Annotated in this window: 8 protein-coding genes and 1 pseudogene; 6 read left to right on the top strand and 3 right to left on the bottom strand. The window is 42.5% G+C overall.

All coding sequences use genetic code 11. The features are described from left to right. Window positions 1-236: 236 nt before the first annotated feature. On the bottom strand, window positions 237-3,020 hold the full coding sequence (locus ANSO36C_RS28040) for a M16 family metallopeptidase (RefSeq protein WP_251957430.1): 2,784 nt from the start codon (window positions 3,018-3,020) through the stop codon (window positions 237-239). Window positions 3,021-3,420: 400 nt separating this feature from the next. Between ANSO36C_RS28040 and ANSO36C_RS28035 the strand changes: the two genes are divergently transcribed. The 4 genes from ANSO36C_RS28035 (at window position 3,421) to ANSO36C_RS28020 (ending at window position 5,542) form a co-directional block, all read left to right on the top strand. Next, a complete protein-coding gene (locus ANSO36C_RS28035) occupies window positions 3,421-3,882 on the top strand; it encodes a hypothetical protein (protein WP_251957429.1) in 462 nt (153 codons plus the stop codon). Between the two features lie 333 nt (window positions 3,883-4,215). Then, window positions 4,216-4,470, top strand: coding sequence for a YlcI/YnfO family protein (locus tag ANSO36C_RS28030; protein WP_251957428.1), 255 nt, complete (start codon window positions 4,216-4,218; stop codon window positions 4,468-4,470). Continuing rightward, window positions 4,463-4,894, top strand: coding sequence for a type II toxin-antitoxin system VapC family toxin (locus ANSO36C_RS28025; protein WP_251957427.1), 432 nt, complete (start codon window positions 4,463-4,465; stop codon window positions 4,892-4,894). The genes ANSO36C_RS28030 and ANSO36C_RS28025 overlap by 8 nt, the downstream gene beginning before the upstream one ends. A gap of 108 nt (window positions 4,895-5,002) precedes the next feature. Further along, a complete protein-coding gene (locus ANSO36C_RS28020) occupies window positions 5,003-5,542 on the top strand; it encodes a hypothetical protein (RefSeq protein ID WP_251957426.1) in 540 nt (179 codons plus the stop codon). Window positions 5,543-5,606: 64 nt separating this feature from the next. Here ANSO36C_RS28020 and ANSO36C_RS28015 read toward each other — a convergent pair whose 3' ends face one another. Further along, a complete protein-coding gene (locus ANSO36C_RS28015) occupies window positions 5,607-7,700 on the bottom strand; it encodes a prolyl oligopeptidase family serine peptidase (protein WP_251957425.1) in 2,094 nt (697 codons plus the stop codon). A gap of 274 nt (window positions 7,701-7,974) precedes the next feature. Here ANSO36C_RS28015 and ANSO36C_RS28010 point away from each other — a divergent pair, with 274 nt between their 5' ends. Both ANSO36C_RS28010 and ANSO36C_RS28005 read left to right on the top strand, forming a co-directional pair. Beyond that, complete coding sequence (locus tag ANSO36C_RS28010) at window positions 7,975-8,778, top strand: phosphatase PAP2 family protein (protein WP_251957424.1); 804 nt, start codon at window positions 7,975-7,977, stop codon at window positions 8,776-8,778. A gap of 20 nt (window positions 8,779-8,798) precedes the next feature. Then, complete coding sequence (locus ANSO36C_RS28005) at window positions 8,799-9,251, top strand: vanadium-dependent haloperoxidase (RefSeq protein WP_251957423.1); 453 nt, start codon at window positions 8,799-8,801, stop codon at window positions 9,249-9,251. A gap of 112 nt (window positions 9,252-9,363) precedes the next feature. Here the strand turns inward: ANSO36C_RS28005 and ANSO36C_RS35200 are convergent. After that, window positions 9,364-15,050: pseudogene (locus ANSO36C_RS35200) on the bottom strand (response regulator). Window positions 15,051-15,089 lie beyond the last annotated feature (39 nt).

Genomic DNA, 15,089 nt, shown 5'->3' with positions numbered 1-15,089 from the left:
GGGGATCTTGTTATTGCGATTTTTACAAATCAAATCGCATTGCTATCTGAGATAAACCTCGTCTATCTTGAAACCTGTAGTTCTTCTCTGATGAAAAGGATTTGCCCTCATCCCCCAACCCCTTCTCCCAGATATGGGAGAAGGGGAGCTACAATTTCAAAGTCCCTCTCCCAGATATGGGAGAGGGATTTAGGGTGAGGGCGAAAACTATGGTTCTCAACTTAGATGAGGTTTAATTAGCTGCCCTTGGTTACACTATCTCCAGGCCCGGCGGTGACAATCACCAGATTTTCCGGCTTGATTAAATCTTCAATTGCCTTTTGCATATCAGCCATAGTCACTGCTTGAATCCTTTGGGGAAACTCTCGGATTTCCGAGCGTGAAAGCCCCAAGACAGCATTATCCAAAATGATACTTGAGACATTGCTGGGATTAGCTAAATCCACAGGATAGCTATTAGTAATTGAGCGTTTTGCTGTGTTGAATTCAGCCTCAGTTACTCCTTGTTCACGCAACTGTTTAAGTAAAGCCAGAGTACTGGCGATCGCTTTTTGGGCATCATCAGGAGCAGTCTGCATTTGAATCAAGAACGGGCCGGGATTGATACCGGCGGCAAAACCACTATATATACCGTAGGTTAAACCTTGGCGATCGCGCACTTCCGTACCCAGGCGGCTTGCTAAGGTATCACCACCCAAAATTTGATTTAGCACTAGTGCCGCATAAAAACGCGGGTCTTTCCGAGAGATGCCGTTGTAACCAATGTAAGTAACAGCCTCAGATTTACCGGGAATTACTTTGTTTAGTTGTGTCAAAGTTTGCGGTAATGCCACGGTCGGTATTTTCAGAACAGGCGGCTTACCCGTGGCTTGCCATTTACCAAACACCTGATTTAGCAAAGCTTTTACCTTAACTGAATCAAAGTCTCCAACTATTGCGATCGTCGTGGTATCCGGTCGGTAATGTGTCTGGTAGAAGTTAAGCAAATCATTACGACTAATAGTCTTTAAACTCTCAGCCGTAGGAAAGCTGTGGAATGGATGATTTTCAGGGTAAATTGCCTGTTGAAATACTTCTCGTCCCAAACCACTAGGATCATCTAGTTTTACTTTCAAACTTGTTAGTGCCCGTTGGCGACTCAGTTCTAACTGATCGGCGGGGAAAGTGGCGTTTTTTAACACATCTGCCAAAGTTTGAATCAATATTGGCAGATTTGCCGAAAGTCCCTCGCCGCTAACATTAACTCCCTCACGACTGGCGCTGAAGTTCAAATCGGCTCCCAGGTCTTCTAAGGTTTTTGCTAGGGTAAGAGCATTTTTAGTCTGCGTTCCATTCATTAAGTTGCTTGCAGTCAGATTCGCTAATCCGGCTTTTTGATTGCCGTCAAATTCAGTACCAGCGTCAATTTGTCCACTTAGGTTAATAGTGGGAAGGTTGCGATCGCGCAAGAGCAAAACCTTCAAACCATTATTTAAAGTAAACTCTTCTGGTAATGATTGTTTATTAGAATCTGTCTCTGATGTAGCAGGTGGCAGATATTTCGCCAGTTCTGCTGGATCTACGGGTTTACCAGGGCTGAAATTTTCTACTGTGCGACCAGAGCCAGCGCTAGAAGCCCCTGGTTGACCATCTGGTTGAGTTGGCTCAAAGAAACCGATGGTTTGTTGAGCCGGATTGAGGTAAGTTTTCGCTGCTTGCTGCACTTGAGCAGGAGTAACTTTAGCGATCGCAGCCAGATACCTTTCAATAAAATGATAATCCCCTGCGATCGTTTGGTTATACCCCAGTTGATTAGCTTGACTAGTGATATCTTGGTTCCCCAAAATATACGAGGCTTGCAGTTGCGTCTTCGCCCGGTTCAACTCTTCTAAGGTGACAGGCTGCTGTTGCAATTTTGCTAAAGATTCCTGGAGTACCTGGGCAATTTTCCCCACCTCTTGACCTGGAGCCGCCGTAGCATTAATTTCATACCAACCCGGTTCAATAAGTTCAGCAGCACCACCACTCACTGAACTAGCGAGTCCAGATTCCACCAAAGCTTGATAAAGCCGAGAACTACGTCCACCGGTGAGAATAGCATCCATCACATCAATTACCGGGACATCAGGATGTTTGATATCTGGCAGAGGATATACCGCTTGCAATAGGGCTGCACTTCCAGGTTGCTTGAGAACAATCGGCACTTTTTTCGCAACAGGGTTAGATAGCGAAGCGTCGGAGGAATTATCAATTGCTCTCCTGATGTTCTTTTTTGCTCGTTGCGATACCTTACCAAAAGTTTCTTTCACAACTTTGAGTACAGGTTCTGTAGCAAAATCCCCGGTAATCACCAACGTGGCATTTTCTGGGCTGTAATAGGTTTGGTAATAATTCCGCACCTGCTCAACCGTGAACTTCTCTACATCGGCTTTTGTGCCTCCCACCGATAAACCATAAGCTCGATTGGGGAAAGCAGCCCTCATCACTGCCCGACTCAGACGATAACCTGGTGAATTTTCGTACCCCTGTAACTCAGAAATCACCACCCGCTTTTCACTTTTGAGTTGCTCAGGCCCAATTAAAGAGTTCTCCATGCGATCGGCTTCTAGAGTCAGCAGTGCTTCTAATTTGTCTCGCTGCACAGTGCCAAAGTAAGCTGTTTCGTCATAACTAGTAAAAGCATTGAACTGGCTACCCAAAGCACTAAACAAACGTCCAAACTGTACTGGACGCTCATTTGTACCTTTGAACATCAAATGTTCTAGCTGGTGAGAAATTCCATTTTCTCCCTTAACCTCGTTGCGTGAACCAACTTTATACCAAACCTGCACACTCACCACTGGAGCGGTATGGACTTCTTTGGTTAGCACCGTTAAGCCGTTTTCCAATACGTTTTTTTGCACACCTTGGGTGAATGACACAGCAGATACAGGTGCGGCGGCTGTCGGTGTTGCAGCATTCGTAAAATTGCCCGACAAAGGCACGATAGTTAAAAGAAGGCTGAGAAAAAATCCTATAAGCATATATGAGCGCCGTTTCATAAGCAATGCAAAATTTCCAATTTTTAAATAAAACCCCAGAGGGTATTTCAAAATTTAAATCTAACTCAAGTTGCTAATTATGGAGAGAACCAGACAAAGATGCAATCAAATCCACTCAAAAGAAATGTGGCAGAGGAAGATCATACATAAACTTATTGCTACATTACTTTTTTCCCCTTTGCATATCTGGGTACATTTGTTAAATCCACCCAAGGGCTATCAGGTTTGCAGATAAAATTTTTACAAAATACTAGAAATTATTGCAAATATATTAACAACTATTGCAATGTGTTCCACTTTACACGAACTTGGGAATATCCACTTTTAAAATTAGTTTAATGCCTGTTTTCATCACATTAGAGCGGGCATCTCTGTCAAACTAGCAATAACTTTTTAAGATATGCAAACAAGAAACTTCATTGGATCATTTACATTAGGTATGCTGTTAACAGCAATACCTGTATTATCAGCTAATGCCTCAGAAGTGATACCGAACTTGTACCAGTTTAAAGGCAAGAATATTAGCATTACTTACTCAACGACCAGCTTTATTGGCCAGCCCCTTTTAACTTATCAAGATAACCAACAGACATTAAGCTTTAGAGGTAATAAGGAGATCCGTAGTGTAGAGACAGAAATTGGTACACTCGTGACTGTGACTATCCATAAGACAGTAGATACTGGCAGCACCTCCTTTACTTTGATCTTACCCCGTGTAAAACTGACCCCAGGCAACGAAGTTAAAATAGTCACTAAGGGAATCACAACAACAAACACTGTGATCCCTAAATTCAATCAGGGACAAACACAAACTTATAAAACAATCCATTTAACTGGTACAGCCCAAGCTGTTGCGTTTTAAACACAAGAGGGGTAATACCATTTTTTTGTGAGGCTGCGCCAAACTCTGTTCAAAAGAAAGCTTGCAGCAGAGATTAAAAGTGACTTTTGGTTTGGCGCATCCTTAATATTACTGTCACCTTTTATTAGTTTAATTAGCGATCGCCTTTTATCTAATTCCGCAAGAAGACTCACGCCATAATCTCTCATTTGGCGGCAAGAGTTTGTAGTTTAAAACAACTGGGTAGACGAACTGTGGTTTGCCATTTTGCGTAAGGAATGACATTGAGCGTCTAGCCCCTGAATATAAAGTGGTTATAATAAATGGTATCAATATTTAGTTGCGCTTATCGCTATGGAACGCGAAGCCCTAACAATTAGGTTTCCGGCTGATTTACTTGTCAAAGCTAAGAAAATTAAGGAAGGTAGCGAATCGTTGAATGATTTGGTAGTTGAGGCTTTAGAACGTGAAGTGAGCCGCCGTAGGAGATGGGCAGCCCATCAACGGATAATTGATCGCAGCGAAATCGTGAAAGCCAAAACAGGTATACAACCAGCCTCTACAGATTTGATTCGCAGCCTCAGAGAGGACGAAGGGCGACGTGACTAGAGTTTTGTGTTTAGATACTAGCGTTTGGATTCCTTATCTTGTACCAGAAGTTTATCAACCCCAGTCCAGAAAACTAGTAACAGAAGTCTTAAGTCTCAGTATACGGTTAGTGGCTCCAGCTTTTGCTTGGGCAGAAGTAGCATCTGTGCTAAGAAAGAAAACCCGTATGGGAGTAATTACAACAGAGGAAGCGCTAGGTTTTTTTGAAGACTTCTGCGAATTGCCTATTGATTACATTGAAGAAGAGGCAATTAGAGCAATAACCTGGAAAATTGCCGATAAATACGGTTTATCTACCCTTTATGATGCCGCCTTTCTTGCTTGCGCCCAGAGTGTGTCTGCGGAGTTTTGGACGGCTGATGCTGCACTGGTTAGACAGCTCATGCCCCGACCTATTTATCTCCGAGAAATAGGAGAAATATAGCAGTATAGGGAAGTTTGATTTTTAATACCTATTAATGCAATGTGGGGAGGATTTCAGGGAATCATATAACTGTAGTTTTCAACTCCTGCTTTCTCAGGTAATTTTTTTATGGTTCAAAGTTTATCTCCAGAAACCCAACTCTCGACACCAAAGAAAGAAACTTCTTTAGAAACAAATGGTAATCATCTAAATATTAAATACCTCAAGCTTGTTAATCATACTGCTAGTGGAAGAAAAGACTGGTCTTACAAAGAATATTGTAAAATTGACGCTTCCTTCTATTTGCATTGGGCAATGAACGAAGACAAGAAGAAAGGATTGAGCGAGGAGGAAATTAATAAGATATTGGCACGAAAAAAAAAGGATGCAAACAAACCAGATGAGCGTGATCGCATTCTCTTGTGCCAAAACCATTACAATCATGGTCATCGTGTAACTCATGTGGTGGAAACAGTTAGCTCCACTGCTGAAAAGGGAGATGAAATGTGGACACGCCTAGTTCGGGTAGTTTGGGTTGTTGCACAAGATCCTTGGGAGAAATATGCGCCAGAGCAAGAAAATGTAATTGGCAACTTTTCATTCAAAGGTGGTAACTTAATCAGTGCTAATGCTTCCTCAATTGTTCTGAATTTAGATGCACTGAAATAATTGAGCTTATGGAAATAATGTGGTGCGTTACCTGCGTTAACGCACCCTAGAAATAAATCAATCCCTAAACTTCAACATTCAAAGTACGCACCAAAAAAGCCCATTTATCTGCGGCTTCTTCGATAATTTTAGCCGTGGGTTTACCCGCACCATGTCCTGCTTTCGTCTCAATTCTAATTAGAACTGGTGCATCACCAGCGTGAGCCTCTTGTAAAGCTGCGGCAAATTTGAAACTATGAGCAGGGACAACGCGATCGTCATGATCGGCTGTGGTAATTAGTGTAGCTGGGTAAGCTGTATCTGGTTTGATATTTTGCAATGGCGAATAAGCATAGAGCGCTGGAAACTCTTCTGGATTATCTGCTGAACCATATTCGGAAGTCCAAGCCCAGCCGATGGTAAATTTGTGGAACCGCAACATATCCATGACGCCGACTGCGGGTAAAGCTGCACCAAATAAATCTGGACGTTGCGTCATACAAGCACCCACCAATAAACCGCCGTTACTACCACCTGCGATCGCTAGCTTCTCAGTCTTAGTATACTTGTTAGCAATCAACCACTCAGCAGCCCCAATAAAATCATCAAAGACATTCTGCTTTTTATCCTTCATTCCTGCTTGATGCCATTCTTCGCCGTATTCTCCACCACCGCGAAGATTAGGCATAGCATAGACACCACCCATCTCCATCCACACCAACAAACTCACAGAAAAACCAGGTGTCATTGAAGCATTAAAACCGCCATAAGCATAGAGGTAAGTAGGGTTATTTTCATCTAATTTAATACCCTTTCTGTGGGTAATAAACATTGGTATTCTAGTACCATCTTTGCTCGGATAAAAGACTTGTTTTCTCTCATAATCATCAGGATTAAAATCTACCTGGGGCTGGCGGAAAACCTCACTTTCTCCTGTCACCAGATTGTAGCGATAAATTGTACCTGGTATGGTAAAGCTGGTAAAGCTATAAAAAGTTTCAGTATCATAACGCTTCCCACCAAAGCCTCCTGCTGAACCAAGTCCAGGTAATTCAACCTCTCGAATAAAAGCACCTTTGAGGTCAAAAATTTTGATTTGACTGTGAGCATCTTTGAGGTAATCAACAACAAACTGATTATTAAGTATACCGACACTTTCTAAAGTTTCCGCAGATTGGGGAATGAGTTCTCGCCAATTTTCTGGTGCAGGGTTTTTCGTGTCAATAGCAATAACCCTTCCCCGTGGTGCATTTAAATCTGTGCGGAAATAAAACACGCTCTCATCATTATCGATAAAGCTGTAATCTGCTTCAAACTGGTTAATTAGTTCTACGACTTCTGCATTAGAGTTAGTCAAATCTTTATAGAAAACTAAATTTTTGGAGTCAGTACCCATCCAAATTGCAATTATTAGATAGCGTCCATCTTCAGTAACGCCACCACTAAAGCCCCATTCTTTTTGGTCAGGACGTTGGTAAATTAGTACATCTTCTGATTGAGGTTTACCTAGCTGATGATAGTAGAGCTTTTGATAATAGTTAACATCTTCTAATTGAGTTTTTTCATTTGGTTCATCGTAGCGACTGTAGAAAAAACCTTGATTATCATCTGTCCAAGATGCGCCAGAAAATTTAATCCACTTCAGGTGGTCTTGGAGGTCTTCACCAGTTTCAACATCGCGTACTTTCCACTCTTGCCAATCAGAACCAGAAGACGATAGACCATAAGCTAAAAGTCTACCATCCTCACTAATAGACAATCCCGAAAGAGCAACAGTGCCATCTTCTGAAAGTTTATTAGGGTCGAGTAAAACTTTGGGTTCATCATCAAGGGTTTTCAAAGTGTAGAGTACACTTTGGTTTTGCAGTCCGTCATTTTTAAAATAAAAGTAGCGTTCGGTGGAACCGTCTTGCAGAGATTCACCTTCTTTAAAAGGGATACCGTATTTTTCATAATCCCAAAGTTTGGTAAGGCGCTGTTTAATTTTTTCCCTAGCAGGGATTTCACCCAGGTAGCCAAAAGTAACTTGATTTTGTGCCTCAATCCAAGTCCTTGTTTCTTCAGAGTCAGGATCTTCTAACCAACGATAAGGATCTGCTACTAAAGTACCGTGGTAGTCATCGACTTGATTACTCTTGTGGCTGGATGGGTAGGTGAGAGGTTTTTCAGAAGGTGGCATAGTCTTAGGTCAAAAGTGCTTCTTTACATACTACAAACATAGACCCAAGACGTGGAGCATACACTGACCAAACTTGCGGGAAAATTCCAATAGGAAAGAGTACCCTCTGGGGTACTAGTAACCAGCAAGCAGTCTCGTTAGGCTTTCAATAAGCAAATAAATTCGCAATCGCGCATTTAATTTGCCTCATTTAGAAGCTGAACCTTTAACTGGTCTACTTCTATTTGGGAAAATCGATATGCAATATCTGATACACAAAAAGTTAAAGGATTTTATGATAGACCAAGTTATCAACTGGAACAATGTATATTTACAAGCAATTCGTGTGAACGGTGGCGCTCCTGGGCCAATTGCCCGTACTGGTGCTATATTACATGCTGCAATTTATGATGCTGTTAATTCTATTGAGAAAACTCACAAACCATACTTAGGAATCATCCCCGCAGCCTTCGGAGCTTCTAAAGAAGCGGCGGCAGTTTACGCTGCCTATACTGTATTGAGTAGCGTCAGTGTTTATCCCAATTCTAAAGAGAAAAGCCAAAGCTTCTTCGACACAGAACTTAAAAAAGCCCGTAAAGAACTTGAAAACAGTGGAGTGTCAATGCAGAGCATTGATGATGGTAAAGAACTTGGCATAGCAGCAGCTCAAGCAATTATCCAAAATCGACAAGGGGACGGTTTTAATGACAACACCCCTTATACTCCTGGAAAGCAGCCTGGTGATTGGCGGCCAACAGGTTCTGGTGATGCAGTGACTCCCAATTGGGGGAAATTAAAACCCTTCTCGCCAACACAGATCAAGAAATTTCGTCCAACTCGACCAGCAGGTTTTGACAACAAGCAAGATTTACTCGCTAGCGTTGAATATGCGGCTCAAGTCAATGAAGTAAAACGGCTTGGTTCTGCTACTTCCACTGAGCGCACTCAAGAGCAAACCGACATTGCTCTGTTTTGGGCGAATGATTTAGATGGAACATACAAGCCACCCGGACACCTTTATACCATAACCCAGATTTTGTCTAAATTGAGAGGGTTGAGCTTTTCCGAAAATGCACGATTGTTTGCGCTTGTGGGTTAGCTTTAGGGGATGCGGCAATCTTGGCTTGGGATGCGAAGTATGACACTAATTTGGACTTGTGGAGACCAGAAAGTGCAATTAAATTGGCAGATACGGACGGAAACTCTGGAACTACTGCCGATCCTACTTGGAGACCTCTGTCACCCAATCTTGATGGTACGCGATTTTCGCCTCCATTCCCGGCTTATATCTCCGGTCACGCAACTTTCGGAGCCACCCATTCTGGAATCCTGCGGAATTTCTTTGGTACGGACAATGTTACTTTCACTGCCACATCTGAAGATCCCGCGGCCAGGGGCAATAATGGCATAAGAATCACACGGACATTCAACAGTTTCTCCTCAGCAGCCTTAGAGAATGGACGCAGCCGTGTTTATCTCGGTGTTCACTATCAATGGGATGCAGATGCGGCTTATGTATCGGGCACAAAATTGGCTGACTTTGTGTTTGAAAACTTACTGACACCTGTTTAATTTTTATTTTCTTTAAAAAAAACATCTTGACTTTTCTGAGACAAGGGGACAAGTTTCCCCTTGTCGTTTTCATTGAGAGCAGCGTTGCAAGATGTTTTTTAAAATCGTGAAACTAAGCATTAGTTGGACTGCTAATCAATTTCTCCCCTTTCAACATCCGCGTCGCAGCTTCGAGGAGAGCTTCTTCGAGATAAGGCTTGGTAAAGTAGCCACTAGCACCGAGTTGAGATGCAATTTGTCTGTGCTTGTCTGCACCCCGCGAGGTGAGCATTGCGATCGGTAAGTGGTTGAGGTTAGAGTCTTTTTGGATACGAGAGAGTAACTCTAGCCCATCGCAACGAGGCATTTCGATGTCGCAAAATACGATATCGCAAGGCAGACCGGAGCGGAGTTTATCCCAAGCTTCCTGACCGTCACGCGCTTGTTCTACGCGATAACCTGCCTTATTAAAGGTTAGAGATAGTAATTCTCGGACTGTAATCGAGTCATCGACAATTAGGACTGTCGGGTCAATCTTCGCAGGAGAAGTATCTGGAGTAGCGTTTTGTTGCCAAGAATTACCACCAAGTTGTCTAGAAATTCGTCCCTGGAAGATGTCAATTATTTCCAGCACGTCAGCAATGGGCATAATGCGACCATCACCCAGAACTGTAGCACCAGCTACACCGATGGGTTTGGGCGCTGGGCCTTCAAATTGTTTAATTACAATTTCTTGTTCGCTCAATACCAGATCAATCTGTAGAGCAATTAGGGTATTTGCCGATCGCACCACAACCACAGAAACCATATCATCATCTCTAGTGCCGCCATAGACATTACCGCGACTGATTTGGCGATTGAAGGTTAAAAGTTCCTTCAGAGGTCGGAATGGTAACACCGTATCGCGCCAGGAAATAAACGATTGCCCATTGTCATCGTGCTGAATATTTTTGACTGGTATATCTAGCGTATCTTCTACACCGTCCATCGGGAAAGCAATCCTGGCTCGATCGGAGACGCAGCAGAGAGCTTTACAAATACTCAGAGTCAGTGGTAAACGAATGGTGAAGGTGGTTCCCTTGCCAATAGCAGAATCGGTGTTAACTGTTCCCCGAATTTCGCTGATCTCGGAACGCACTACGTCCATACCCACGCCACGACCAGAAATTTCATCGGCTTGGTCTTTAATCGTAAAACCAGATTGGAACAGCAGATCGTAGACTTCCAGGCGAGACATGGCTTTTGCTTGCGCTTCTGTAATCATGCCAATTTTCACCGCCTTAGCCTTAACCTTTGCAGAATCTATGCCTGCGCCATCATCACCAACGGAAATGATTGTTTGGTTGCCTTGGTGAAAAGCCCGGATAGTAATGATTCCCACAGGTGGTTTACCAGCAGCCTGCCTCTCTTCTGGCGTTTCAATACCGTGAGCGATCGCATTATTCAGCATGTGAGTCAACGGATCGGTGAGATGATCCAAAATCATCTTGTCAATTAAGGTATCGCCACCTTCGATCACCAACTCTACTTGTTTGCCACACTTGATGGCGTTGTCACGCACTCCACGCCGCCAGCGATCGATTGTTTGGGCAAAAGGCACCATTCGCGCTCTAGTTAATCCCTCTTGTAACTGGGTGGTTACTTGACGGAACTGCCTTGCGACGCGCTCGGTTTCTTCGGTAACAAAATCAATGTCACTAGCCGACTCACGAACTCGCACAATGCGCTCAATCATCTGCTGTGAGAGTGTGTGGAAGGGTGTAAAACGATCCATTTCTAACTCGCTAAAACCCCTGTCGGCGTTGGAATCTGGCGCTTGAAAGCCTGGGTCTTTCTTTTTGCGTCCAGCTAACAAAGAGGCTTCTAATAGCGATCGCTCGTACAACTCTTGCATCCTTGCGCCTACATCCGAGAGTTGTTGCACCTGAATCAGCAAGTTATCTAATGATTGTCGCAGCCGCTCATGATCCTGCTCTAAGGTATTGCGATTAACCACCAACTCCCCAACTAAATTACTCATATCGTCCAGTTGCTTAACTGGAACCTTCATGGTTTCTTCAAATCTCGCAGCCCGACGAGTAGAGGGGCGGGTAGCTTTGGTGGTGTTAGATTTTATCGAGGGTGAATGGGATATTGTTTGATCTGCTTCTGCCAGCAACTTCTCCAAATCACCAAATTCATCTTTTATCGCTGGTGATGGAATGGGATTTTTAGCCAAGACTGGTTGAATTTCCAAGGGCTGGCGTTGGCGTAGCCCATCGTAGACATCGCTGTTGTTATCCGTACCTAGCAATTCTTCCAGGGCAGCAAAATCTACTTCTGGTATCTCCTTAGATTTGGGTATAGGTGCTACTTCTTCTCCTAGTAATGCTTCCAAGTCTGCAAATTCATCTTCTGAAGAAACTTCTTCAATAGTTTCTGTGATTGCCAATTCTTCAGTCGGGGCAATGATAGCATTTTCTGCCTCTGACACTGCTGCAACTTGAGATGTTTCTCCTATATTCCACAATTCGGTTTCTACATCTTCCTGAATAACCGTTTGTGTGAAGTCAATTGCTGCCGTATTTTCTTCTAATTCTTCCTGATTTACTTCTTCTATCAGATCCGTTTCTGTAAATAATAAATCGTTTTCAAAAAGTATATTTTCTGTGAATTCAAAGGTTGTTTCTAAATTATTATCAGTATTTAAAACTTCTGAGCTTGTCTGGTGTGAATCTGAAGTTTCTCCAAAACTGATAGTTTCTGATAGTTCATCCACAGAATTATCTGTGGTATCCATTTGAATATGTGTCGATGTTGCTACATCTTCAAATAGCAGTTGCGGATTTTCATCGAAGGAACCGAATAAATCCTCTGGTTGTGCTTCGGCTGATACCGAATCTGAAGTTTCTCCAAAACTGATAGTTTCTGATAGTTCATCCACAGAATTATCTGTGGTATCCATTTGAATATGTGTCGATGTTGCTACATCTTCAAATAGCAGTTGCGGATTTTCATCGAAGGAACCGAATAAATCCTCTGGTTGTGCTTCGGCTGATACCGAATCTGAAGTTTCTCCAAAACTGATAGTTTCTGATAGTTCATCCACAAAATTATCTGTGGTATCCATTTGAATATGTGTCGATGTTGCTACATCTTCAAATAGCAGTTGTGGATTTTCATCGAAGGAAGCGAACAAATTCTCCTGGTTGTGCATTCGACTGATACCGAATCTGAAGTTTCTCCAAAACTGATAGTTTCTGATAGTTCATCCACAGAATTATCTGTGGTATCCATCTCGAATATAGGTGGATGTTGCTACATCTTCAAACAGCTGCTGCGGATTTTCATCAAAGGCATCTAATGAATTAACTTCCAGAGCAACACTAGATATTTCTGGGGGTTGATTAGTAAATTCTGGAGCAAAATCTAAAGCTTCTGGTTCTTGCGGCTTAATAATTTCTTCTTCTGGATGCTGCACGAACGAAGGACTTTCAACCGTAGAGTCATCATTGATTCCAGGGAAAATTGTTGAGCTACTCAGTGCTAACTCATCAAATAAATCATCTCCAGAATCTGATGAGAATATCAAATCTAGCTGCTCTTCATGCTGGAAATTGATATCAAAATCTTCTTCTAGATCAAAACTGGTTATAGCAGAAGGTATGGACTGCTGATTATCGGCAAAAATGTCATCAGCCGCCGCAGTAAACAAACTCTCATTTAACGCCTTTTCCACATTCTGATCAATTAAGGAATCGAATTCGTCCTTTTCCTCTGTGGTTTCTTGGTTCCAGAAGTTGCTCAGATCATTTTCTGATTGAGAAAAATCAGGTGCTGTTGTCGGAGATGTATCAAATAAATCACCTATTTCTGATTCACTTGTCGGCAGTAGTGTCTGTTCTTCCATTTCAGCAAATAGGTTGTCCAAAGACAAGCCTGTTTGCTGGGGTAATTCTATGTAGTCGCTAGGGGTAATTTCTTCTACCCAATTTGCATTTCTAGTTTCTAAAAATAAGTTATCAAAACTATTTTGTTGATTGGTAGATAGTTCCACACTGGCGAACGGTTCAGTTTCTGGTTGAGTTACTTCACCTATTGACAATAGCTCATCATTATCTATTCCCAGTGTCAACAAATCTTCAACTACACTATTTTTATTTTGGACAATCTCACCAGAAGTCTGGTTTGTATCACTAGGAATATCAATAAATTCTTCTAAAATTTCGGAGTAAGAAGAGTCTAAATTTATATCAAGTTCATTAACATGACTTAACTCTACAGTCGTAGTAGCTATTTGTTGATTTTGCGGTTCCGAATTCTCTTTTTCTAAGAAATTGTCACCAAATAACAAGGATAAATCTTCTGCCGCAGTTGTAATTGTTGGGTGCTGCGCGTTGTTTGTGTCTTCCATCCAAGGAAAGTAAATCGGATAACTCGCCATCAGCAGCCTCAGCATCAGTGTTGCTGAAATCAATTCCAAATTCATCGGTGTCAACAATATCTAAGGTTTCTTCTTGATGCCAGCTTTCATCTAGTTCGGGAGTTTCACCTTCAAATAAATCAGCAAGGCTATTTAACTCAGCTATCCTACCTCTGGGCCATTGGGGTCAAGATTGTTACTGACTGGATGTGCTTCGTCGTGTGTGGTGAAGGTAAGACTAGTATGAGTTGCTGCATTTAGTTGTGTTCTTTGGAACTGAAGAGAGGAGCGATCGCCCTTGACGTTATCGTAGTCAAACGCTTGTGGACTCGCTAACGCTGCGCGATCGCTACTATCTTCGTTTAGATTCAGTTCTTCAGTTGTTTGGGCTAACGCCTCTGTGTTAGCAGATATTGGCTCTGATTCTGTCAAAGCCGCAGACTCTTCATCAAACAAATCAGGCGTAAATTCTAATAACTCAATTTCTGCAACGCTCAAAAGTGCTTCTAGTTGCTGACTAATTGCAATTTCGGCTTCTCTACCTTGCAGAACTAATTCTTGAGCTTGTTTAATTTCGGTAATGACAATTTTAGCTAAAGTCAGATAAGTATTTTCGGGATTAGCGATCGCACTACCTGCTGCTTGACACAAACCACACCACTTAGGCAAATTCCAAGTTTCACCAAGTTTGACTAACTGGTGAACAGCATTGCTGGAGGTTTTGCCGAGTTGAGGGGGTTGTGGTTTGCTTAAACTAATTGCAACATTTCCCGCAGTGTTTGTAACACCTGGGCTTGAAACTCGCCCCAATTATTTTCTTTAACGGTAACTGGCAAACGCTGGGATACTACTAAGTCTGGAGATTCCTGATGGACATCTTCTGCCAAACTGGGAATATCTCGCCGTAGGAATATTTCTGTAAGTGTAGAGACATTATCTACAGAGGTTGTATGTAGTTCTGTTGCGTTAGAACTGCTGGCTACTCCACTCTTTCCTTGTTCTACAAGTAGTTCCAAATGCTGATACAGCCATTGAAAGACTGGCTCAGTTTCTGACATCAAAGTGTTAGCTGCATCTTCGGAAAGACCATAAGTCCCACTCAGATTCTCTAACAGCACTTTTAAGGTATCAGATACACCAAGAAATAAAGACTCTAACTTTTGGTCAATCTGAACCGGATTATCTTTAAGAACTTTGAAACAATCTTCCAGACGGTGCGAGGTATGCTGGATGCTAGTCAATCCAAGCATCGCGGCTCCTCCTTTGATGGAGTGAGCCGCCCGGAAGACCTCACTGATCATTTCCGGGTCGTTCAGGGTACCCTCTAAATTCAGTAAGCCCTGCTCAATGGTATTCAGGTGATCCCTGGCTTCTTCAATAAAGTAACCTAAAATCCGCTGTTGTTGTTCCGGCAGCATAGTTTTTTAGTCAAGAGTCATTAGTCATTAGTTATTAGT

This window comes from Nostoc cf. commune SO-36, assembly GCF_023734775.1.
GTDB classification, from domain to species: Bacteria; Cyanobacteriota; Cyanobacteriia; order Cyanobacteriales; family Nostocaceae; genus Nostoc; species Nostoc commune_A.
Note: the sequence above shows the minus strand (reverse complement) of the source record. Positions and strands in the feature narration are given on the sequence as shown.

Bases quoted from the DNA above. Each gene is read 5' to 3' on its own strand.
- ANSO36C_RS28035 (WP_251957429.1), top strand. From the start codon at position 3,421: ATGCAAACAAGAAACTTCATTGGATCATTTACATTAGGTATGCTGTTA.
- ANSO36C_RS28015 (WP_251957425.1), bottom strand. From the start codon at position 7,700: ATGCCACCTTCTGAAAAACCTCTCACCTACCCATCCAGCCACAAGAGT.
- ANSO36C_RS28030 (WP_251957428.1), top strand. From the start codon at position 4,216: ATGGAACGCGAAGCCCTAACAATTAGGTTTCCGGCTGATTTACTTGTC.
- ANSO36C_RS28010 (WP_251957424.1), top strand. From the start codon at position 7,975: ATGATAGACCAAGTTATCAACTGGAACAATGTATATTTACAAGCAATT.
- ANSO36C_RS28040 (WP_251957430.1), bottom strand. From the start codon at position 3,020: ATGAAACGGCGCTCATATATGCTTATAGGATTTTTTCTCAGCCTTCTT.
- ANSO36C_RS28020 (WP_251957426.1), top strand. From the start codon at position 5,003: ATGGTTCAAAGTTTATCTCCAGAAACCCAACTCTCGACACCAAAGAAA.